Here is a 22,350-nt window from a genome sequence, read left to right on the forward strand (position 1 = left end):
CTTCAACATCGCCAAGGGCATGGTCGGCTACTACGCGACCCTGCCCGCCACCAACGACACCCTGATCGCCATCGCGCTCGAGGCGTCCGGCCTCGAGTCCGACGCCACCCTGATGGACAAGGACACGTTCGCTGACGTCGTGTCCGGCGCGACCAACGAGCAGACGTCCCTGACCCGCAAGACACTCGCCAGCGTCACGTCCACGGTCAACGACGTCGACGACCGCCGAGACATCGACGCCGCGGACATCACCTGGACCGCCCCGTCCGGTAACCCGGTCGGCGCGATCGTCGTCTGCTACGACAGCGACACCACCGGCGGGACCGACGCGAACCTGATCCCGCTCACGCTGCACACCGTGACCTGGAACCCGGCCGACGGCATCGACACGACCTGGACCGTCGCCGACCTCCTGCGCATCAGCTGAGCAGCACACCCACGCCCGGGAGGTGACGGATGGCGCGCGTCTTCACCTGTGGGTTCGAGTCGCAGTCGGTGACCGCCGGGGTGGAGATCCAGACCGTCACCGGCGCCCCCACGATCTCCACCACCGTCCACCGCGCCGGAGCCGCGGCCCTGCGCTGCAACCCCGCGGCCGCCACCGCCTACGGTGAGAACCAACTCGACTCCGGCACGGTCAAGAGGACCTTCCACCGGTTCTACCTGCGGATCACCACGCTCCCGTCGGCCGAGTGCACCATCTACGCCATCGGCCAGTCCGGGTACTTCCCCGGCCTGCTGCGCCTGACGACCAGCGGCACGCTGCAGCTGCGCGACGGCTTCACCAGCGCCAACATCGGCCCCGCCTCCGCCGCCCTGTCGACGGGCGTCTGGTACCGGATCGAGCTCGACTACACCGACACCGCCGGCACCGCCGGGAGCGTCACCGGAGCCTTCCGCGGCTACATCGACGGCGCCCAGTTCGCCGACACCCTCTGCTCGAACATCAACGGCTGGTCCCGGGTCCGCTACGGCATCCAGACCGCCGTCACGGGCGAGGTCCACATCGACGACGTCGCCGTCAACGACACATCCGGCTCGGTCCAGAACGGGCTGCCCGGCCCGGGCTCCGTCGTACACCTGGTGCCCAACGCCGCCGGCGACGCGAACGCCTTCTCCACCGTCGTGGGCGGCACCGCCGGAGCAGCGAACAACTACACGCGCGTCGCCGAAATCACCCCCGACGACGCCACCTCCTACAACGCCACCGTCGCCACCGGCACCACCACCGTCGACGACTACAACCTGTCGTCCCCGGCCACCGCGGGCATCGGCGCGAACGACACGATCACCCTCGTACAGGTCGGCGCACGCATCGGCTCCAACGCCGCCACCGCCGCATCCCTCGTCTACCGCCTCAAGAGCCAGGCCGCCGGCACGACCTCCGAGTCCGCCAGCGTGTCCGTCGCCCTGAACGGCTGGGCAAGCCACAAGGCCGCCGCGCCCTACATCCCCCAGCTCACCTCGTACACCGACCCGCAGAGCGGCACGGCCTGGACGAGGGCGACCCTGGACACCGCGCAGATCGGCGTCCGCTCCAACGTGAGCCAGACGACGGCCCGCCGCGTGTCCGCCATGTGGGCCCTCGTCGAGTACGTGCCCCGCAACATCCAGGCGCTCCCCACCGTCACCGAGACCAGCACCGCCCGGGACCTCACCCGCCTCTCCGGCGACGGCCTCAACGCGATCAGCGACGGCTTCGACGACGGCACCATCGACCCCGTCTGGGAGGACACCTACGGCGGCCCCGTCGAGACCGGCGGCCGCGCCCGCGTCCCCTGCGCCGTCGGCACCTACGCCGCCTACGCCAGCGCGCCCGCCTACCGGCTCCGCGAGTCCTCCGTCCACTGCCGCCTCTACCCGCCGGCCGACGCAGGCGCCACCGACGAGGCCTGGGCCCAGCTCCTGATCGCCTCGCCCCTCGCGGGCACCGACGTGATCATGGAAGTGAACGCGGCGACCGGCAACTTGGTCATGGCGAGCCGGGTCGGCTACACCGACGGCGCCCTGGTCGCCCTCACCTACAACGCCACCGCGCACGCCTGGATCCGCGTACGGGAGACCGGCGGCCAGATCCTCTGGGACACCTCGCCCGACGGCACCACCTGGACCAACCGGCGCACCGCGACCAGCCCGGCCTGGGTCGGCGATCCCACCGCGCAGCTGCAGCTCATCTCGCACCGCGACACCGGCATCGACGACTACGCCGAGTTCGACTTCCTCAACACGGCGGCCGGCAGCACGCAGCCGCTCCCGACCGTCGCGGAGACCGCTACGGTCCGGCCGCTGACCGGCCACAAGACGATGGCGCTCCCGACCGTCACCGAGACGACCAGTGCACGACAGCTGATCGGGCAGCGCACCGCGGTGCTCCCCACCGCCAGCGAGACGGCCACCGCACGCCAGCCAGCAGGCCACAAGAGCAACCCCGTGGCCACCGTCCTCGAGTCCAGCAGCGCCCGAGTCCTCACCGCCGCCAAGACGGCCGCCGCGCCCACCGTCAGCGAGACCGCAACGGTCCAGCCGCTCAGCGGGCACCGGCACACGAGCCTCCCCACCGTGCTTGAGACGGCCACGGCCCACGAGGCGACCGCCCACAAGACGGCGCCACTCCCCACCGCCCTCGAGACCACCGCCGTACAGCTCCTCACCCCGGCGGGCGGACTGCCCACGGCCACCGAGACCGCCACCGCCCGCCCCCTGATCGCCCACAAGACCACGGCCCTGCCCACCGTCCACGAGATCAGCAGCGCACGGCCGCTCAGCCCCGCCAAGGTGCGCCCGCTGGCCCCCGTAGCCGAGACCGCAGCAGCCCAGGTCCTCGGCGGGCGCAAAGGCAGGGCCCTGCCCGTCGCCCACGAGACGTGCACGGCCCTGCCGCTGCTCCTGCAGCACGACACAGACACCCCCGTCGACGAACTCACCACGGGCAGCCCGCGCACCGGCTGGACCGCCGGCCACGTTCCCCACACCCGCTGGGCCGCAGGCACGCCCCGCATCTGACCCAGCAAGGAGGGACGCGTGGACCGCGACAGCACCGAGCACCTCATGACGCCCGTCACCGCCGTATCCGGCGACCCCAGCACCTACCCCGTCCACGTGGCCGTCCTGCCCGTCGCCGAGCGGCCCACGGACAACGACTGGCACGAGGCAACCTGGACGGTCGGCCCCGACGGCGAGCACTGCGCAACCCTCCTCGTCGGCCCCGACGGCGTCATCGACCCCGGCGCAGAAGGCCCCGGAACCTTCCGCACCTGGGTCAAGATCACCGCCCCGCCCGAGGAGCCCGTCATCCCCTCAGCCCGCTTCGAGATCACCTGAGAGGCCCCGATGCCCACCAGCGACGCCGAGGGCAAGGACTGGTCCCTCGCACGACACACCCGCCACCAGCCCGCCACCGTCACAGACATCGGCCCCGGCAACGGCACCTACGCCCGCCTCATGCGCCCCGCGTACCGCGGCGTCTGGTGGACCGCCATCGAGATCCACAAGCCGTACGTCCGCAAGTACAAGCTCACCGCCACCAAGACCCGCCTCGACGCATACGACGAGATCCACACCATCGACGCGCGCACCGCGCCCGACCACCTCTTCCACCGCGACCTCGTCATCGCAGGCGACGTCCTCGAGCACATGCCGCGACAGGACGCAGTCGACCTCGTGCACCGCATCCACGCCGCCGGCGCCTGGCACATCCTCGTCAGCGTCCCCATCGTCGAGTCCATCCAGGGCGAGACCGAGGGCAACCCGCACGAGACCCACCTCCACCAGTGGGACCAGGACGACATGGACCAGGTCCTCACCAGCCTCGGCGGCTCCCTCGAGGCCTACTACGGCAACACCCTGGGCGTCTGGTGGTGGAGCCGACGATGAGCCCCAACGCAACCCACGAGGAGCGCCGCTGATGCCGTGGGCCAGCAGCAACCGCCGCGCCCAGCTGCCCCGGGACTGGGACGCCGCGGTGCGACCGCGCATCCTCGCGCGCGACGGACACCGGTGCGTGCAGGCCCTGGCCGCGGGCGGCCGGTGCCCGGAGACCCAGGCGCTCGAGGTGGACCACATCGGAGACCCGCATGACCATGACGACGCGAACCTGCAGACGCTCTGTCACTGGCATCACCAGCGCAAGACGGCGGCCGAGTCGGGGGCTGCCCGCCGCCGTCGGCCCCGCGAGCGGCGGGCCCGGCCGGCCGAGCGGCACCCGGGCCTGCTGTGAGTGCATGGCTATGCAGGCGAGGCGGGCTGGGCCTGCCTGGGACCTGGGGGGAGACCCCATGATCACCGCGACGCCGACCGCAAGCGTATAGGCGCTGGGCTCGGCTACGGGTCTGGGGCTCTCAGCCCGCCCCCTGCGACCAGCGGTGATCACTCCCCGTGCCCGCGTCATGCATGGATGCCGCATACCCATGCATGCACGTCTGTGCAGGTGAAGCGCTTGTAGCCGTAACACGGGCCCGCTAGGATCGGCGCATGTCGTCACGTACAGCCATCCGCAGCCCGCGGTGCGAGCAGTGCCCCGACCGCCTGCCGGCCAGGGCCCGGGCGGACGCGCGGTACTGCTCCTCGCCCTGCAGGCAGGCCGCGTACCGCGAGCGGCGCGGCGCCGAGACGGGCGGCATGCCCCGCGAGATGACGACCCGCGCGCGCTGGGTGCGCTACTCGGCGCGCAAGGTACCGCTCACCGTGCACGGCCGGCCCGCGAGCAGCACCAACCCGGCGACCTGGTCCGACTTCCCGCGCGTGCACCGCTCGCGGGTTGGTGTCGGCCCCGGCTACGTGCTGGCGAAGAGCGACGGCATCGTGTGCCTGGACCTGGACCATGTCGTGCGCGACGACGGGACGCTGGTGGAGTGGGCTGCCGAGCTGCTGCAGCTGGTGCCCGACACGTACGTCGAGGTGTCGTGTTCCGGCCGCGGGTTGCACGTGTTCGGGTACGGCACGCTGCCCGGCCGCGGCCGCCGGTGGCAGTACGCGGACGGGACCGGGCTCGAGGTGTACGCGGATGCCCGGTACATCGCGATGACCGGGCAGCGCTGGCGTAGCGCCCCTGCTCGACTGGCGGATCTGGGAGAGGTCCTCGCGACGCTCCTGTAGGGCGGGAGGGGGTGGGCCGATGGCTGGCCGGGGCCCTGCACCGAAGGAGCCGGGCAAGCGTGCCCGGGCGAACAAGGACGCGCTGCCGCAGACGGTCCTGCGGTTTGAGCAGGCCGCGCCGCCTGAGTTGCCGACCCTGTCGGTGATGAAGGACGGCGACCTGGTCGAGTACGCGTGGCCGGCGCGGACGCTGGACTGGTGGGAGATGTGGAAGGCGTCCCCCCAGGCCGAGCACTTCTCCAGTACCGACTGGGACTTCCTCCTCGACACCGCGGTGGTCCACGCGCGGCTGTGGTCGGGCGAGCTGTCGGCGGCCGCGGAACTGCGGCTGCGCGTTGCGAAGTTCGGGGCGACGCCCGAGGACAGGGCGAGGCTGCGGATGCAGTTCGCGCAGGCCGACGAGGCGGACAGCAAGCGCCCGGAGGGCGGCAGGACCGCGCGCGAGCGGCGTGGTGTGCTGCGGGCGCTGCCGCCCCCGGAGGAACCGCCTGCGGGCTGACGCGTACGGACGCGTGCCCCGTCGATGTGGTCGGGGGGTCGGGATGCCGTGGAAGCCGCCGGAGCCGGGCGCCGTGCCCACCCTCGGGTTCGAGGTCATCGACTGGATCACCGAGCTCCTGGCCGCGCCGGACCGCGGCGAGTACGAGCCGTTCGTGCTGTACCCGGAGCAGGAGGACTTCGTCCTCCGGTACTACGAGATCAACCCCCGTACGGGCAAGCGGCGGTTCCGCCGCGGCGTCATCAGCCGGTCCCGAGGCTGGGGCAAGTCGCCGTTCCTGGCGGCGCTCGCGATCGCCGAGGCGCTGGGCCCGGTGGTGCCGGACGGCTGGGACGAGTCGGGGCAGCCGGTCGGCAAGCCGTGGTCGACGGTGCGCACGCCGCTGGTGCAGATCGCGGCGGTGTCCGAGACGCAGACGAAGAACACCTGGGTGCCGTTGCTGGAGATGCTCGACGGACCGATCCTCGACGCGTACCCGGGCCTCGAGCCGTTGGACACGTTCGTCAATCTGCCGCGGGGGCGCATCGAGCCGATCACCTCGTCGGCTCGGACAGTCAAGGGCAACAAGCCCGTCTTCGCCGTCCTGGACCAGACCGAGGAGTGGGTCCGTTCGAACGGCGGGCCTCGGCTGGCGCAGACCATGCGGATCAACGCGGCCAAGGTCGGCGGGACCACGATCGAGTCGCCGAACGCGTTCATCCCCGGTGAGGGCAGTGTGGCCGAGGAGTCGGCCGCCTTCTGGGCGAAGATCCGCGAGGGTAAGGCGCGTGACGACGGCCTGTACTACGACCACCGTGAGGCGCCGCCGGAGACCGACCTCGAGGACCGGGTGTCGCTGCTGTCCGGGCTGGCGTTCACGTACGGCGACTCCGCGGACCGGCACGGCGGGCACGTTGACCTTGACACCCTCGTCGCGACGATCTGGGACCCGTCCACGGACCCCCAGGTTGCGCGAGCCGACTTCCTGAACCAGATCACCCACGCGTCGGACGCCTGGCTGTCGCAGCCGGAGTGGGCGGCATGCGCGGCGCCGGGCATGGTCGTGGCCGACCGCGAGGCGATCGTCCTCGGATTCGACGGCTCGCGCCGCCGCAACCGCGGCGTCACCGACGCGACTGCTCTGGTGGGCTGCCGCGTCAGCGACGGCCACCTGTTCCAACTGCGGGTGTGGGAGCAGCCGGAGGGCCCGTCCGGCCGGGACTGGCAGGTGCCCGTCGGCGAGGTCCTGGCCGAGGTCGACGAGGCGTTCAAGCGGTACCGGGTCATCGGCATGTACGCGGACCCCGCCAAGTGGGAGTCGCACATCGCGGGATGGGAAGCGCGGTACGGCGCACAGTTGCTCGTGAAGTCGTCCGTCGCGCACCCGATCGAATGGTGGATGACTGGCGGCCGGGCCCTGCAGATCGTGCGGGCCACGCGCGCCTTCCACGACGCGGTGACCGATCAAGAGCTGACGCACGACGGGGCGTCCGCCCTGATGCGGCACGTCCTCAACGCCCGCCGGCGCGAGTCGCGGGCGGGCATCCAGATTGCCAAGGCGCACCCCGACAGCTCCCGGAAGATCGATGCTGCGGTGGCGTCGATCCTCGCGTGGCAGTGCCGTCTGGACGCGCTCGCCAAGGGCGCCGCGGTGCCGGAGCGCTCCGGCACCGTCTACTTCCTGTGAGAGGGGCATAGATGACGACCCCTGCTGCATCGTCGGCGGACCCGGTCCAGCGCGCTCAGCAGTGCCTGGCCGGGCTGCGGGCGGACCGCACGCTGCTGGACCGCATCGACAACTACGTGCGCGGTATCCACCCCGGCCCGTACACGCCGCGCAACGCGTCGCAGGAGTACCGGCTGCTGGCCGCGCGGTCGGTCTCCAACTTCCTGCCGATGGTGGTTGCCGCGCCCGCGCAGTCGCTGTCGGTGGAGGGGTACCAGCAGAAGGGCGGGGACGGGAACTCGCCCGCCTGGGAGGCGTGGCAGGACAACCGGCTGGACGATCGGCAGGCCGCGGTCTACCGGGCGGCCATCACGTACGGGCACGCGTTCACGGTGGTGCTGCCGTCCAAGACGGACCCGGCCAGGCCGGTCATCCGTGCGTTGTCGCCGCGGAACATGTGGGCGGCCTACGCCGATCCGGCCTGCGACGAGTGGCCCATGTACGCCCTCGAGCTGCCGAAGATCCCCAAGTCCGACAGTGTGGTCCACGGCCTGTTCTACGACGACAAGTTCGTCTACGACGCGGTCGCCGACCAGGACTCGGTGCTCCTGGGCGAGGGGCGGCCCCACGGCCTGGGCGTGTGCCCGGTCCGGCGGTTCGCTGCGCAGGTCGACCTCGAGGGCCGCACGACCGGCGTGGTTGCGCCGCTGATCCCGCTGCAGGACCGCCTCAATCAGAGCGTGTTCGACCTGCTGATCGTGCAGACCTACGGCAGCTTCAAGGTCCGCACGATCGCGGGAATGACGCCGCCCCTGCGCCGGGACCCGGAGACGGGTGAGCCGCTCCTCGACGCCGAGGGCAACACCATCCCCAAGCCCGTGACGGCCGACGCGTCCCGGCTGCTCATTGCGCCGGACAAGGACACCAAGTTCGGGACGCTGGACGAGACTCCGCTGAGCGGATACATCGAGTCGATCGGTATGTCGCTGCGCCACCTGGCGGTCGTCTCGCAGGTGCCGCCGCACTACCTGCTCGGCGACATGGTCAACCTGTCGGCGGAGGCGCTGGCTGCGGCCGAGACCACGCTGATGCGGATGGTCGCCGAGTTCAAGCGGTCGTTCGGGGAGTCCTGGGAGTCCGACCTGCGGCTCTGCGCGAAGATCCGCGGCGACGAGAACGCGTCCGCCGACATGACCTCCCAGGTGCGGTGGGCCGACACGGAATCCCGGTCGCTGTCGCAGACGGTCGATGCGCTCGGCAAGGCAGCCACGATGCTGGGCGTGCCGAAGCAGGCGCTGTGGCCCAAGCTCCCCGGGTTCACCGACACCGACCGGGAGCGGTGGCCGCAGCTCGCGGCCGACGCAGACTCCCAGCGGGCGCTGGCCGAGTCGCTGACCCGGGCGGTGACCGGTGGATGACGAGGCGGCACGGCTCACCGAGGAGCACCGCATCGGCCAGGCCCGGATCGCCGCCGAGGCGGCACGGGCCGCGCTCGATGGCTGGCGGCAGGTGTCGCCGACGAACCTCGAGGAGACCGCCGCCCGCTGGCTGGCCGCCACGGTGCGGGCGCAGCGTGGATTCCGTGGCCGGTCCCGGCGGCTGTCGGCCGCGTACAACCGGCTGCTGAGGGCGCTGCGCATCGGGCGTACGCTGCCGCCGCTGCCCGATGAGCCGCCGATCGATCCGGCTCTCGGCTACAGCCTGGGGCAGATGCGGGACACGTTCTCCACCGCGTCCGGGCAGCCGCAGGCGTCGGCCGCTGACGACGCGCAGACCGTTCCGGTGGACGAGGACTTCGCCTGGCCCGAGGAGGACGAGGAGGCGGCCGACCGGCGGGCCACCGTGGCGCTGGTGGTGACCGGGCCTGTTCACGCGGGGCGGGCCATGGCCGACCTGCAGTTCGCCCCCAGCGGCGGGCGTCTGGACGACCCGGAGTTCCTGACGGAGCTCAGCGGTCTGATGCAGACTGCGGGCGCGCTGACGGCGGGTGCCGCCGACCGGGACTCCCTGATGGGCGGACGCGACCTCCTCGAGGGCGTGGCCCGAGCGGACCGGGCCGTCATCGGCTGGGCCCGCGTCACGGCCGACAACCCGTGCGACTTCTGCGCGATGCTCGCCAGCCGCGGCGCGGTCTACCGGTCCGAGTGGTCCGCCTCCTACAGCGGGCAGCTGGGGCGCACGGGCGCCGTGGACCGGCCCGACGACTGGCAGTTGTGGACGCCGGAGCAGCTGCTCACCTGGGAGGTGGGCCGCGGAGTCCAGCGGTTCCACGACAACTGCCACTGCACGATCCTTCCGATCTACTCGCGTGAGGACTGGCTCCCCGAGGAGTCGATGGCGTTCCGCGAGCTGTGGGAGGAGGCCACGCGAGGCCTGTCCGGCGCCGATGCGCGCCGGGCGTTCCGCCTGGCCATTGAGGCTCGGAGACGGCGGGCACAGGCCCGTGGCGTCTCCGTGAGGTAACACCCACCCGTTTGTGTCCGGCCTGCCCTGGCGGCAGTCCGGCACGTCCTGCTGCCCTGGAGGCGCACCGATGTCCCAGCCCCCTGAGCCCACTCCGGTCCCGGCGGTTCCGCCCGCCCCTGCACCGGAACCGGCTCCCGAACCTGCTCCGGCTCCGCCGGCCCCCGCTCCCGTCCCGGCGCCGCCGGCACCTGCTCCGGCTCCGCCCGCACCCGCACCCGCCCCGGCCCCGTCCCCGGCCCCGGCTCCTGCGCCGGAGCCCGCACCCGAGCCCGCACCTGCGCCCGAGCCCGCCCCGGAGGCGGACGACGACGTCGACTGGTCGGACCCGGTCAAGGGCAAGGAGGCGAAGCGGAAGGCCAACCAGGAGGCGAGGCGCCTGAAGCGCGAGGTCGAGGAGCTGCGCACGCAGCTGCAGACCCGCGTCGACCCGGCCGAGTCGCAGGCCGCCATCGAGCAGGCCCAAACGGCGTCCGCGCTCGAGGTCGCCCGCGTGAAGGCGGCCTACAAGTACGGCGTGCCCGAGGCGCACATCGGCCGTCTGGTCGGCACGACCCCCGAGGAGATCGAGGCCGACGCGAAGGCGCTCGGCGCTGCATTCGGCAGCTCCGCCGGTGGCCTCGGCCGAGGCGGCCTGGACCCGAGCGACGTCCCGGCCGAGACCGATCCCAAGAAGCTCGCGGCCCAGATCCCGCGATTCCACTGACCCACCGCCCCGCCGCGGGGCGACGGACCCCGAGGAGGGGCTGAACCATGGCCAACGCATTTCTGAAGCCGGAAGTGATCACGGCGACCGCACTCGGTCTGCTGCAGCGCGAGGTCGTGCTGCCGAACCTGGTGTGGAACGACGCCGTCAGCGACTTCGCCGGCGCCAAGTCGGACACCGTGTCGATCCGCGTGCCGGGCCGCCTGCAGGCCCGCGAGTACGGATGGCGCAACAACCGGTCCAGCGACATCGTGCTCGACGAGCTGACCGAGTCGAAGATCGACGTCACCCTCAACCACGACATCTACAGCGCGGTCGCGGTGACGGACGAGGAACTGACCCTCGACATCAAGGACTTCGGCGGACAGGTCCTGTCGCCGCAGACCTACGCCATCGCCCGCGCGGTGGAGGACCTCCTGGTCACCACGATCGAGAGCGCCACCTACGCGACCAGCATCGTCATCGACGAGGACGACCCGTTCCGTGCAGCGGTCGCCGCGCGTACGGCGCTCAACAAGGCCGAGGTGCCGCGCGACGGGCGCGTGCTCCTGGTCGGCGCCGACGTCGAGGCCGCGATGCTCAACTCCGAGCTGCTGAAGCGGTTCGACGAGTCGGGCTCGGAGGGCGCGCTGCGCGAGGCGACCATCGGCCGTTACGCAGGCTTCACGGTCGTCGGCTCCAACGCCATCGACCCGGGCTCCGCGTACGCCTTCGTGCGCTCGGCGTTCATCTTCGCCATGCGGGCGCCGGCCATCCCGGCCGGTGTCGCCTTCGGGCAGTCGATGTCCGACTCGGGCATCGCGATGCGGTGGATCCGCGACTACGACCCGAACAAGCTCCGGGACCGGTCGGTGCTCAACACGTTCGTGGGCACCGCGGTGGTCCGCGACAACACCGCGGCCGCGGACGACGACGAGAACCTCGAGCTGGTGCGTGCGGTCAAGCTGACGCTGGCCCCGTCCGGCTCCTGACCGACGAGGAGACGACGAGATGGCACGACCTCCGCTGGGGTCCGTGCAGGACCTGGAGAAGCGACTGGGCGCCAGCCTGCAGGGCAGCGACCGGGCGCAGGCGGAGGCGTACCTCTCGGACGCCTCCGCGCTGGTGCGCACGTACGGGCTGCCCTGGCCGGACCCGGACACCGCGCCCGACATCGCGGTCAGCATCACGCTGGCCGCGGCCGAGCGGAAGGTCCGCAACCCCGAGGGCTACCGGATGGAGATGGAGGGCAGCTACCAGTACCAGCTGCCCGCCAGCCTGCCGTCCGGCGTCGGCCTCACCGCCGACGAGATCAAGATCCTGCAGCAGCTGTCCGGATCGGGCGGCCTGCAGTCGGTGGAGATCCAAAGGCCCTACCGCGTGGACGACACGTTCTACGCGCCCGTGCAGGGATCGACTGAGCCGGTCCCGTGGGGCGTGCCCGGAGATCCGGGGGCCCCGCGGTGAAGCGGCTGACCGTGGTGGCGCGGCTGCACGGATACCCGCCCGACCACAACGCCGGCGCGGAGTGGATGACCCACAGCATGCTGCGAGCCCTGGCGGCACGCGGCCATGACGTACGGGTCCACCTCTTCCGCTCCTCGAGCTTCTGGGGCCGCTACGCCCTGCAGGGCGTGCAGGTGTGGCCGATGAACGCGGCCGCCCGCACGGCCGGTGCGCTCGGCGCCCTGGCCGACGTGGTGATCTCCCACCTCGAGGGCGTGCCGTTCGCCAAGGACGCGGGCGCCCGGGGCGGCGTACCGGTGATCAGCATCTGCCACAACACGCACGGGCGGACCTTCGAGGAGGCATCCGGCGTGGACCTGGCCGTCTACAACAGCCAGTGGATGCAGACGGCCGCCAACGCGTTCTACGACGGCAGCGCCCTGGAGGCGCCGTCGCGGACGCTCGTGGTGCGGCCTCCGGTGTACGCCGAGGACTACCGCACCGTGCCCGGCGACCGCGTGACCCTGATCAACCTCAACGACAACAAGGGCGGCGGCCTGTTCTGGGAGCTCGCCCGCCGCATGCCCGACGTTCCCTTCCTCGGCGTCCACGGCTCGTACGGTGACCAGATCACCGGGCGGCTGCCCAACGTCGAGGTCCTGTCGCACATCCCCGGATCGGCCATGCGCGAGCGGGTGTACGGCCGCACGCGGGTCCTGCTCGCCCCGTCCGAGTACGAGTCGTGGGGGCGGGTGGCCGCCGAGGCCTGCGCCTCCGGCATCCCCGTCCTCGCTCACCCCACCCCGGGGCTGTCCGAGTGTCTGGGCGGTGCCGGCACCCTGCTGGACCGCGACGATCCGGACGCCTGGGAGAAGGCGCTGCGCCGTCTGCTCGCGGAGCCCGGCGTGTGGGAGCAGGCGTCGGCGGCCGCCAGCCGCCGCAGCCTCGAGCTGGACCCGGCCGAGGAGCTCGAGGCGTGGTGCGCGGCGGTGGAGGAGGTGGCCGGGTGAGCCTGCTCGACCGCGGGCCCGAGACCATCACCGTCTACCCGGCCGGCCCCATGGCCGACGACGGGTCCCCGACCGAGGGGGAGCCTGTGATCGTGGAGGGCTGCCGCATCCAGCCGCAGACCTCCACCGCCGGTGACAGCGACGGCTACCAGGACGCCACCACCTACCGGGTGATGCGGCGGTCCCTGCCCGCCGGGCCCTGGGCCCGCGTCCGCTGGAAGGACCGCGACTACACGGTGGTCGGCGAGCCGGGGCACTACCGCGGCTCGCGCCGCGTGTCGCACGACTCGGCTGTCATCCGCAGGAGGTGAGCCGCATGGCATCAGTCGACCGCAACCTGGAGTCCTACCTCGCACACCTGCCCACCGTCCGGGCCGCGATCCGGGCCCTGGCCGAGGAGCGCGCGGCCCGCATGCGGGCCGTGGCCGCCGCACGGCAGCAGACCGGGACGTTCGCCCGCTCGTTCAAGGTCGAGCACGGCAGCACGGACTCGGTGATCTACTCCACCGACCCGGCCGCCCTCAGCAAGAACTACGGGCACACCGCCCCCGACGGCACGGCCGTCGAGGGCGTCCATGCCTTCGAGGCGGGCATCTCGTGACGCCGCTCCTGCCCGACGTGGACCACCTGGTCCGCGCCGCGTACGAGGCGGAGTTCCCGGACGCCACGGTGGTCAACGCCTGGCCGTCCGACTGGGCAGCCCACCTGCCCCTGCTGGTCGCACGCAAGGTGCCCGGCTCTGCGGCCGTCGACGTGCGCGGCCTGGACCGCTCCACCATCTCCGTGACCGTCTGTGCGGACAGCCGCGCCGAGGCGTCACTGATGGCGCGGCACGCCCGCCGGGCGCTGTTCGACGCGTGCACCGCCCAGTTCGCCGACGTCGAGGCGGGCGGCTACCTCTCCCACTTCACCGAGTTGGTCGGCCCGTTCTGGCAGCGGGCCGGCGACGCGGCTCTGACCCACTCCGGGTCGTACCGCTACGAGGCGACCTACCAGGTCACCACCCGTCCCCACCTGTAATCCCCTCCGGCCGCTCGGGACCAGCGGCACCGACCCTGCGCCCACGGGCGATTGGAGATTTACGCATGCTGCAGGATGACGCGCCCATCGTCCCGGGCACCGGCTACCTCTACCTGGCCGACCCCGACACCGCGAAGCCCACCGACATCACCGACCCCCTCAACCCGGGCGCGCCCTGGGTGAACTTCGGGCACACGAACCGCGAGGAGATGCCCGAGTTCGGCCGCGACGGCGACGACCCCACAACCCTCGGCTCCTGGCAGAACGCCAAGCTCCGCCAGACCAGCCCCGACGTGACGTACGCGGTGACGTTCCAGTCGATCCAGTCGACGACCGACACCTACCAGCTGTACTTCGGCGCCGGCCCGGAGAAGATCCAGGGCGACGGCAGCTTCCGGATCCCGGCCTCGCCGACCCCGCAGGTCAAGGCGCTGCTGATGATCCTCGTGGACGGCACGAGCTTCCTGCCGCTGTGGCACCCGCGCACCAGCCTGCTCGGCTCGGACGCGATCAGCCTGGACGTCGAGAACTTCGTGTCCTACCCGATCACCGGCACGTTCCTCGGCTCCTCGCTCCTCGATGGCGACATCGGCGAGTGGGCGGCCATCCTCCCGGCCTCCTCCAGCTGAGGCCTCGCCCCGATCCCCTGCTGCCCGGTACAGGTCCCGTGCCGGGCAGCAGGGCCACCACCTCACGGGACCGCACGCAGACCCTGATGGAAGGGACCACATCATGGCTGAGGCCACCAGCATCGAAGCCCTCCAGGCGGAGGCCGAGGAGAAGTATCCCGGCCTGCCCCTGGAGCTCGGCGGCGGCAAGACCGTCACCCTGAAGAACATCCTGCGACTGAGCGAGATCGCGCAGCGCAACGTCATCGTCTTGATCGACTCCCTCAAGTCGGCCGACCCGGGTGACAAGGCGGCGGAGGGAACGGACTACGCCGCCGACCTCGAGCGGCAGAAGCGCATCGTGCGCGACCTCCTGCTCCTGGTGGCCGACGACGTCGCCGCCATCAAGGACCAGGTGGAGGAGTGGGACCTCGGTCTGCTCCTGCTGGTCATGGAGAAGTGGCAGTCGGTGACCCAGCTCCCGGAAGCCTCTGGCTCGCCCAGCTGATCGGCGACGGTCGCGCGGGGGCACTGCGCGCCGACCTGCGCCACTTCTACCAGCTGGACCTGCTGGACGTGTGGCGCGGCTCGCTGTCCCCCCTGGCCCTCTACGACCTGGTCGAGCACATGCCCGACGACTCCGCGCTGCAGGCACAGCTGCGCGGCGGACGCCACCACCGCGGCTGGTCCGTCGCCGCATACCTGACCGCTGCCGCGGTCGACGCCTCCCACGACACGGCCTGGGTCGTGGCCTCGGCGAACAGCCGCAAGAGCGTGAAACGGCCCGCACGGGTCGAACGCCCGGGCGGCCTGGCCGCCAAACGAGGCAGAGCGCTGGACCTCTCCGGCCATCCGATGGCCAAGCCGCTGCCGCCGAAGTACCGGGGCACGGTGAAGAAAGCGATCACGAAAGGCAGGTGATCGCTGTGGCTGGTCCGGGCGGTCGCGAAATCGCAAGGCTCGCTGCACGCGTCCTCCCGGACACGTCCGACTTCGCGACCAGCCTGCAGCGCTACCTCGACAGGGTGGAGCAGCGGGCCCGCGTGAAGGTCAAGGCCGTCGCCGACATGACGGGCTTCGCGAGCGACATGCAGGCCCGCCTGGCGCAGGTCCGTGCCCGCGTCCAGGTGCCCGTCACCCCCGACCTCGCCCGCTTCCAGACCACGCTGCAGGCGGCGGTCGCCGCAGCGGGCAGCCGCGTGCGGGTGCCGGTCGACCTGGACGTCAGCCGCGCCGCCCTCGCCGCGGCGCAGGCCCAGCTGGACAGCCGCACGCTGCGGCTGAACGCTCAGGTCACCATCACTCGCGAGGAGATGCGCAGGCTCCGCGACGGGATGCGGGTCCCTGTCACCCCCGACCTCGCCCGCTTCCAGACCACGCTGCAGGCGGCCATCACCTCGGCCGGCGCCCGCGTACGGGTCCCGGTCGACCTGGACATCAGCCGCGCCGCGATCGCCGCGGCGCAGACCCAGCTGACCTCACGCCCCCTGCGCCTCGACGCGCAGATCAACATCACCCGCGAGGAGATCCGGCGGCTGCGCGAGCGGCTGCACGTCCCCGTCACCCCCGATCTGACCCGCTTCCACGCCACGCTGCAGGCGGCTATCACCTCGGCCGGCAACCGTGTACGGGTCCCCATCGACGTGCACGTCAGCCGCGCCACCCTCGCCGCGGTGCAGGCCCAGCTCGCCCGGCAGACAGTGCAGCTCACCGCCCGCCTGACTACACCACGGCTGGAACTGCTGCGCCTGCGGCGTCAGCTGGCCCGCAACCCGGTACGGATGCCGGTGCAACTGGCGCTGCAGAGCGCGCAGATGTCGCGCCTGCGACGGCAACTGCGCGACACCACGCTGCGCCTGCCCGTCGGCATCCAGGTGACGAGCCGCGAGATCCGTCGTGTGCAGGCGGAGCTCGCGCGGCACCGCTTCCAGATCACGGTCGACATCGACCGCAACACCACCGACCGCATCCAGCGCACCCTGAACAGCCTCGGCGGCGCGGGGGGTGACGGCGGCGGCGCGCTGTCCCTGCTGTCGCTACTGCCCATCCGTGCGGCCGCGCTCGCCTCAACCGCCGGCGGGGCCATCCCGGCCGTAGCGTCGCTGGTCGCGACCATCGGACAGATGGCTCCCGCCGCTGGCCTGGGCGCGGCGGCCATGCTGTCCCTGGTCACCGCGACCGCCGCACTGAAGATCGGCACGGCGGGCGTCGGCGACGCGCTGAAGAACGCGTTCGACCCGGACAGTGCCGAGGCCTACCAGAAGGCTTTGGCCAAGCTGACGCCGAGCGCCCGCTCGTTCGTCACCACGATCCGCGGCATGAAGCCGCAGTTCGACAGCCTGCGCAAGAGCGTCCAGGAGCGGCTGTTCAAGGGCCTGGACACGGCGCTTGCCCGTACGGGCAAGGCCACGCTGCCGCTGCTGCGGGCCAACCTGACGCGGGCCGCGGGAGCACTGAACACGATGGGTCGCAAGACCCTCGACACGGTCACCGCGCTGAAAGGCCCGCTCAACCAGGGGCTGAAGAGCGCAACCAAAGGGCTGAGCAACCTCTCGAGCCTGCCCGCCACCGTGACGCAGGGCATCGTCCAGATCGGTGCCGCAGCAGGTCCCGCGTTCGAGCGGCTCACCAAGGCCGGCGGCGGCGCGGTGGAGCGGCTGTCGGACAGGCTCACCAAGAGCTTCGAGTCCGGCGCCATGGAGCAGGCGATCGAGCGGGCGATCGACCTGGTCGGCCAGCTCTTCGACACCCTCGGCAACATCCGCGAGATCTTCTCGAACATCTTCGGTCCGGCGGCCGAGGCCGGCGGCGGATTCCTCGGCGTGCTGCAGGACGTCACGGCCGAGATCGCCAAGGTCACAGCGACCAAGGGCGTGCAGGACGCGCTGGGCGCCCTGTTCGAGACGCTGGCTCTGATGGGCCAGACCGTGGCCCCGCTGATCGGCGAAGCGCTCGCCGCCCTGGCGCCGATCCTGACGATCCTGGGACCGCCCATCCAGGAACTCGTCCGCACGCTGGGCGAGGCGCTGACGCCGATCATCCAAGGCCTGCAGCCCGTGCTCGAGCAGGCCGCGATCGCGTTCGGCGAGCTGATCATCGCGGCGCTGCCGTTGCTCGAGCTCGCAGGTCAGCTCGTTGTCGCGCTGCTGCCCAGCCTGGTGCCGCTGCTCCAGCTGCTCGCGGACGTGATCCGCGCTGTGGCGCCCGGCATCCAGATCGTCGCCGAGGGTCTGGGCCTGCTGCTCATCCCGGTCCTCGGCGACATGGCGCAGTTCATCGGCGAAGTCGTCGTGCCTGCGCTGCAGATCCTCATCGACCTGCTCCGGGGGGATTTCGCCTCGGCGCAGACGGCCGCGGCCGACTTCACGCAGCGGGCCATCGACTCCCAGGTCCGCGCCTGGTCCGCGTTCCCCGGCCGGGTGCAGCAGTTCACCACGCAGTTCATGAACGACTCGATCGACTCGTTCCGGCGCGCGGGCGCCGGGATGGTCGAGCAGGTCCGCGGCATGCTCGGCAACCTGTCCGTCCAGCTGGCCCGGGTGCCGGAGATCGCACGCGGTCAACTGGCAGGCATGGCGGGCGTCCTGAATGGGGCCGGCCAGGACCTGATCCGCGGATTCATCGACGGCATCCGGTCGATGATCCCCAGCGTGCAGGGCGTTCTGGGCGGGCTGACCAGCAGCCTGCCGGACTGGAAGGGCCCCCGCCGCAAGGACGCGAAGATCCTCACGCCTGCGGGCCGGCTGCTCATCCAGGGCTTCATCAAGGGGATCGACGGCACCACCGCCCGGCTGCGGCAGCGGCTCGAGAGCATCACGCGGGCGCTGCCCTCCAACGTGAAGTCGGGCTACGGCCGGTCCCTGAAGCAATCCACGGACCAGCTGTCCAAGCTGGTGAAGCAGCGCGACTCGGTGATCAAGCGGCTGGCGGACGCCGAGAAGAAGCTGAAGGGACTGACCAAGGAACGCGACGCCAACGCGAAGAAGATCCGCGAGGGCATCCTCTCCGACGCCGACATCACCCGCTCCACGAGCGGGCCCACCACCGTGGAGGCCATCACCGCCCAGCTGCGCGAGCAGCTGACGGCAGCGAAGGCCTTCGCCGACCAGATCATCCGCCTGCGCAAGCGAAGCCTGCGCGCCGACCTCCTGGACCAGCTCGGCCAGGCCGGCGTCGAGCAGGGCGGGGCCGCAGCCACCGCCCTGGCAGGGGCGAGCGACGCGCAGCTCCGCGAGGTCAACCGGCTGCAGAAGCAGCTGTCGACGGCAGCCACCAAGACCGGCGACACGGTCGCCAACGCCATGTACGCCTCGGGCGTGCAGGCGGCCAAGGGCCTGGTGTCCGGCCTGAAGAACCAGAAGAAGGAGATCGAGAAGACCATGGTCTCGATCGCCCGCGCGATGCAGAAGGCATTGCGCACGGCGCTCGGGATCGCCAGCCCCGCGAAGAAGCTGATCCCCGACGGCATCAACACCGTGCGGGGCGTCCTCGTCGGTGTCGACCGGGAGCGGCCGCGGCTGCTGGACGCCATGGCCTCCCTCGTCTCCCTGCCCGCCACGCCCTCGCTGTCCCCGTCGCTGGCCGCAGCAGCCGCGACCGGCGGGGCCGGCCTGGCCGGTCAGCGGTTGCGGCTGTCTGTCCGCGACCGGGAGTTCGACGCCTGGCTGGAGGAAGTCGCGGACGGCCGCGTCAGCGACGCGCTGACCACAGCACGGCGGCGCAGCAGCGCCGGAAAGAAGGGGTGAGCGCATGCCGATGATCGTGGACCCGTCCGCGCCGGAGGTGACACCGCCCGAGACGGTGGTGTCACCGGACGGCTGGCTGACGGCGGCAGTCGACGCACCCTGGGCCGGTGTAGTGCTCGCCGTGGACTACACGGCGAGCACCCCGCTGGCCGGTGCGGCCGATGTCCTCAAGGTGCTGATCCGCCGTCAAGACCCGGGAGCCGCAGCGCCAGCGCCGGTCCGTTCCGCCGACCTGGCCTGGGCGGTGGAGGGCATCGGCACCGCGTACGACCACGAGGCGCCGCTGGGTGTCGCGGTCGTCTACATCGCCCGGCCCCAGTACGCGGACGGCACCTGGGGCCCGGAGTCCTCGCTGTCGCTGACCTTGCCGGAACCGGCCCTGCCCGCGGACGTGTGGATCAAAAGCCTCGACGAGCCGGGGCTGTCGGCGCGCGTGGTCGTCCGGTCGTGGCCCTCCCTCAACTGGACGGCGAACATCGAGACGTCGCAGGTGTCCGGCAACCGCTACCCCGCGGCAGGACAGGACACCTACACCGCGAGCTCCTCCGACATCGTCATCGACGCGGACGGCTCCGACATCGAGCGCATCAAGGAGTTGCTGACCACACCCGGCGTACGGCTGATCCAGACGCGGGCGGACACCCACCGCCCCGACATGTTCGTCCTGTTCGGCGACGTCCAGCAGTCGATGGACAGCAAGCCGGCCGAGTCCCGCGCGTACGCGGCGGCCGTCCTCGAAGTGGCTCGGCCCGACACGGCAGGACAGCCGATGCGGATGCCCGGCTGGTCCTACGACGCACTCGCCGAGCAGCAGGCCACCTACGACGCGGCCGCCGCCTCGTACCCGACGTACCGGTCCCTCGCGGTGCGGGGGCTGATCTGATGCTGCCGATCCGTGCCGAGGTCCTCTCCGCGCTGGGCGGCGCCATCGGCCGCCCCTCCCGGGCCGAGTGGTCCAACGACGGCGGTCGTACATGGACGCCGTGCTCCCTTGCGGCAGGGTCCGCCCGCATCTCGGCGGACCGTACCGCGGAGACCCGCTACAGCGCCTCGGCCATCCTCACCGACGTGGACGACGGGCCCTCGGGGATCAACCCCATCAGCACCAACGTGCGGCTGTGGCAGGGCCTCCAGCTGCCCCGCTCCGAGCCCGTGTGGATCGCGGCCGGCCGCTACACCGTGGAGCGCCCGGAGCGGACCAGGACCGGTCTGTCGGTGGAGCTCAACGGCCTCGAGGACGAACTGCGCGCAGCAGCACTTCCGACCGCCCGCACGCTGGGCCCGGGCACCGCCCGCTTCCTCGCCGAGCAGCTCGTCCAGGAGGCGCTGCCCGGCGTCCCCCTCGCCTGGCGCGCTGGCGTCAACGCCGCCCAGCTCATGCCTCAGCTCCTGGCAGAGGACGACCGCTGGTCGGTGCTGTCCTCCGGCACCGACTCCACCGGCGTCGCCACCGGCATCGTGGAGTCCCTGGCCGCAGAGATCTGGGCGGACGCCCGAGGCATCATCACCGTCGGCCCGGTCCCCACCCTCGACGGCCCGGTGGTGTGGCGCATCGGCCGCGGCACCAGCGGCGTCCTGATCGAGCCGCAGTCCTCGCAGAGCAGCGAGGACCTCGCCAACGTGTGGTCGGTCCTCGGCGACTCGGGCGACGGCTCCACACCCATCGGCCCCGTCTACGCCTGGGACGACGACCCCGGCTCCCTCACCTACGCGGGCCCCGACCCCATCACCGACCCGCTCGCCCCGCAACGCCTGGGCCTGTGGCACGTCCGGCTGCGCGTACGGCAGCACACCAGCGCCGTCATCACCACCGTCGCCCAGGCCCTCGAGGTCGCCCAGGCCAAACTGGCCGATGGCCTCGGCGTGCAGTACTCCCTGGCGCTGACGGCGATCTGCAATCCCGCCCTCGAGACGGGCGACGTGATCGAGGTGGAGACCGCACCCGGCGTCTGGGAACGGCACCTCGTCGACTCCCTGTCGTACACGCTCGGCTCAACGTCGATGCAGCTGCAGACCCGCACGACCGCAAGGAGGCTGTGATGACCTCGGCCGCGGAGCTCCTGGGCGAGCAGCTGGCACGCCAGCGCCGGCCCCACTCCCGTGAGGTGTCGGCCACCGTCCTGGACGTCACCGACAGCGGGCGCGTCAACCTGATGCTGCTGGGCGCCCTCGTACCGGACGTGCCCTGCACCGACTCCTACCGCGACCGGCAGGCAGGCGACGTCGTCCTGGTCCGCGTCGGCGCCCGACCGGTCGTGCTGTACCGGCTCGGCGACGACCCGGCAGAGGAGGACGAGACCCGCATCGGGCAGCTCGCCGCGGACGCGGCGCAGGACCTGATCGCGGTGTCCGCGTACACGTGGGGCACCGGCGCCCCCGCCGGTCCCGGGTGGCAGACCGTCACCCAGCTCTACACCCGCAAAGACGCCAACGGAGTGGGACAGCTTTACGCACAGATCGCGGGCGCGGACACCTCCCCGCCGGAGACGCCCGGCCGCCCCCCGAAGTCCGTCGTCGTCTCGCCGACGAACTCCGGCTCCTGGCGGGGCGGGCGCCCCGACGAGTACGCCTCCTCGCCCACCCAGGGCGACTGGACCGGCCGCGGCAACCGGAGGGGCGCCTGGTTCTACGGCACCGCCATCGCATCGGCCTGCAGCGGCAAGACCGTGTCCTCGATGCAGGTCACGTTCACGCGCAAGCGCGGCGCCGGCCGCAACAACAAGGTCGCCATGCACCTGTACCTGCACGACCACACCTCCGCCCCGTCCGGCCAGCTCGTCCTCGGCTCCGGCCCCGAGGAGCTACTGCGGCTGTCCGTCGGCGCCAAGGGCCGCGCCACCCTGCCCGCCTCCTGGCGCACCGCCCTCGCCGCCGGCACCGTCCGCGGGCTGGCCATCTACGCCAGCGGCCGCAGCGACTACGCCGCGTTCACCGGCGGCTCAATCAAGATCAGCTTCTCGGCGAGTTAGGAGTCCCACCCCATGGCGGACATCGGCAACGCAGGCCTGCCCGTACCCGGCGGAGGCGATGCCCCCACCGTGCCGGCCCACCTCGCCGCGCTCGCCGCGGCGATCGACCCGCACCTGGTCCAGTACGTGGCCGACGAGGCGGAGCGAGACTCCGTGCTCGGCAGCA

General features: G+C 71.9%; 24 protein-coding genes. All 24 read left to right on the top strand.

From position 1 onward, the window contains the following. On the top strand, positions 1-427 hold a 427-nt coding region (locus IE265_RS37065), incomplete at its 5' end, for a hypothetical protein (protein WP_308434852.1). 29 nt (positions 428-456) lie between these two features. Beyond that, positions 457-3,003, top strand: coding sequence for a hypothetical protein (locus IE265_RS37070; RefSeq protein ID WP_190040195.1), 2,547 nt, complete (start codon positions 457-459; stop codon positions 3,001-3,003). 18 nt (positions 3,004-3,021) lie between these two features. Further along, positions 3,022-3,321, top strand: a complete 300-nt coding sequence (locus IE265_RS37075; protein ID WP_190040196.1) for a hypothetical protein — start codon at positions 3,022-3,024, stop codon at positions 3,319-3,321. 9 nt (positions 3,322-3,330) lie between these two features. Then, positions 3,331-3,873 (top strand): class I SAM-dependent methyltransferase, encoded by a 543-nt coding sequence (locus IE265_RS37080; protein WP_190040197.1) that lies wholly within the window; start codon positions 3,331-3,333, stop codon positions 3,871-3,873. 31 nt (positions 3,874-3,904) lie between these two features. Then, positions 3,905-4,216, top strand: coding sequence for an HNH endonuclease (locus tag IE265_RS37085; RefSeq protein WP_190040198.1), 312 nt, complete (start codon positions 3,905-3,907; stop codon positions 4,214-4,216). 254 nt (positions 4,217-4,470) lie between these two features. Continuing rightward, entirely contained in the window at positions 4,471-5,094 is a 624-nt protein-coding gene (locus tag IE265_RS37090; RefSeq protein WP_229916953.1) for a bifunctional DNA primase/polymerase, read from the top strand. A gap of 19 nt (positions 5,095-5,113) precedes the next feature. After that, a complete protein-coding gene (locus IE265_RS37095; protein ID WP_190040199.1) occupies positions 5,114-5,593 on the top strand; it encodes a phage terminase small subunit in 480 nt (159 codons plus the stop codon). Positions 5,594-5,636: 43 nt separating this feature from the next. Then, on the top strand, positions 5,637-7,259 hold the full coding sequence (locus tag IE265_RS37100) for a terminase large subunit domain-containing protein (RefSeq protein ID WP_190040200.1): 1,623 nt from the start codon (positions 5,637-5,639) through the stop codon (positions 7,257-7,259). Between the two features lie 11 nt (positions 7,260-7,270). Beyond that, positions 7,271-8,656, top strand: coding sequence for a phage portal protein (locus tag IE265_RS37105; RefSeq protein ID WP_190040201.1), 1,386 nt, complete (start codon positions 7,271-7,273; stop codon positions 8,654-8,656). Then, positions 8,649-9,701: a VG15 protein gene (locus IE265_RS37110; protein ID WP_190040202.1), complete on the top strand. Its 1,053-nt coding sequence runs from the start codon at positions 8,649-8,651 to the stop codon at positions 9,699-9,701. The genes IE265_RS37105 and IE265_RS37110 overlap by 8 nt, the downstream gene beginning before the upstream one ends. A 70-nt stretch (positions 9,702-9,771) precedes the next feature. Beyond that, positions 9,772-10,407, top strand: coding sequence for a hypothetical protein (locus tag IE265_RS37115; protein ID WP_190040203.1), 636 nt, complete (start codon positions 9,772-9,774; stop codon positions 10,405-10,407). 47 nt (positions 10,408-10,454) lie between these two features. Further along, on the top strand, positions 10,455-11,378 hold the full coding sequence (locus IE265_RS37120) for a phage major capsid protein (protein WP_190040204.1): 924 nt from the start codon (positions 10,455-10,457) through the stop codon (positions 11,376-11,378). Between the two features lie 19 nt (positions 11,379-11,397). Beyond that, complete coding sequence (locus IE265_RS37125) at positions 11,398-11,853, top strand: hypothetical protein (RefSeq protein ID WP_190040205.1); 456 nt, start codon at positions 11,398-11,400, stop codon at positions 11,851-11,853. Beyond that, positions 11,850-12,842 (top strand): glycosyltransferase family 4 protein, encoded by a 993-nt coding sequence (locus IE265_RS37130; RefSeq protein WP_229916954.1) that lies wholly within the window; start codon positions 11,850-11,852, stop codon positions 12,840-12,842. The genes IE265_RS37125 and IE265_RS37130 overlap by 4 nt, the downstream gene beginning before the upstream one ends. Further along, positions 12,839-13,153: a hypothetical protein gene (locus IE265_RS37135; RefSeq protein WP_190040206.1), complete on the top strand. Its 315-nt coding sequence runs from the start codon at positions 12,839-12,841 to the stop codon at positions 13,151-13,153. The genes IE265_RS37130 and IE265_RS37135 overlap by 4 nt, the downstream gene beginning before the upstream one ends. Before the next feature lie 5 nt (positions 13,154-13,158). Further along, positions 13,159-13,443 carry a DUF5403 family protein gene (locus tag IE265_RS37140; protein WP_190040207.1) on the top strand — a complete coding sequence of 95 codons (285 nt, stop codon included), beginning with the start codon at positions 13,159-13,161 and terminating at the stop codon, positions 13,441-13,443. Continuing rightward, entirely contained in the window at positions 13,440-13,862 is a 423-nt protein-coding gene (locus tag IE265_RS37145) for a phage tail termination protein (RefSeq protein WP_190040208.1), read from the top strand. Before IE265_RS37140 ends, IE265_RS37145 begins: the two co-directional genes overlap by 4 nt. Positions 13,863-13,927: 65 nt before the next feature. Next, entirely contained in the window at positions 13,928-14,491 is a 564-nt protein-coding gene (locus IE265_RS37150) for a phage tail tube protein (RefSeq protein WP_190040209.1), read from the top strand. A 103-nt stretch (positions 14,492-14,594) separates the two neighbouring features. Further along, positions 14,595-14,978 (top strand): phage tail assembly protein, encoded by a 384-nt coding sequence (locus IE265_RS37155; protein ID WP_190040210.1) that lies wholly within the window; start codon positions 14,595-14,597, stop codon positions 14,976-14,978. Then, positions 14,930-15,391 (top strand): hypothetical protein, encoded by a 462-nt coding sequence (locus IE265_RS37160; RefSeq protein WP_190040211.1) that lies wholly within the window; start codon positions 14,930-14,932, stop codon positions 15,389-15,391. Before IE265_RS37155 ends, IE265_RS37160 begins: the two co-directional genes overlap by 49 nt. Beyond that, positions 15,388-19,215, top strand: a complete 3,828-nt coding sequence (locus tag IE265_RS37165; protein ID WP_190040212.1) for a phage tail protein — start codon at positions 15,388-15,390, stop codon at positions 19,213-19,215. The genes IE265_RS37160 and IE265_RS37165 overlap by 4 nt, the downstream gene beginning before the upstream one ends. Positions 19,216-19,219: 4 nt before the next feature. After that, a complete protein-coding gene (locus IE265_RS37170) occupies positions 19,220-20,098 on the top strand; it encodes a hypothetical protein (RefSeq protein ID WP_190040213.1) in 879 nt (292 codons plus the stop codon). Continuing rightward, positions 20,098-21,255, top strand: a complete 1,158-nt coding sequence (locus tag IE265_RS37175; protein WP_190040214.1) for a phage tail protein — start codon at positions 20,098-20,100, stop codon at positions 21,253-21,255. The genes IE265_RS37170 and IE265_RS37175 overlap by 1 nt, the downstream gene beginning before the upstream one ends. Next, complete coding sequence (locus IE265_RS37180) at positions 21,255-22,184, top strand: hypothetical protein (RefSeq protein ID WP_190040215.1); 930 nt, start codon at positions 21,255-21,257, stop codon at positions 22,182-22,184. Before IE265_RS37175 ends, IE265_RS37180 begins: the two co-directional genes overlap by 1 nt. Positions 22,185-22,350: the final 166 nt, after the last annotated feature.

The sequence above is a fragment of the Streptomyces fructofermentans genome, assembly GCF_014651055.1.
GTDB lineage: Bacteria > Actinomycetota > Actinomycetes > Streptomycetales > Streptomycetaceae > Streptomyces > Streptomyces fructofermentans.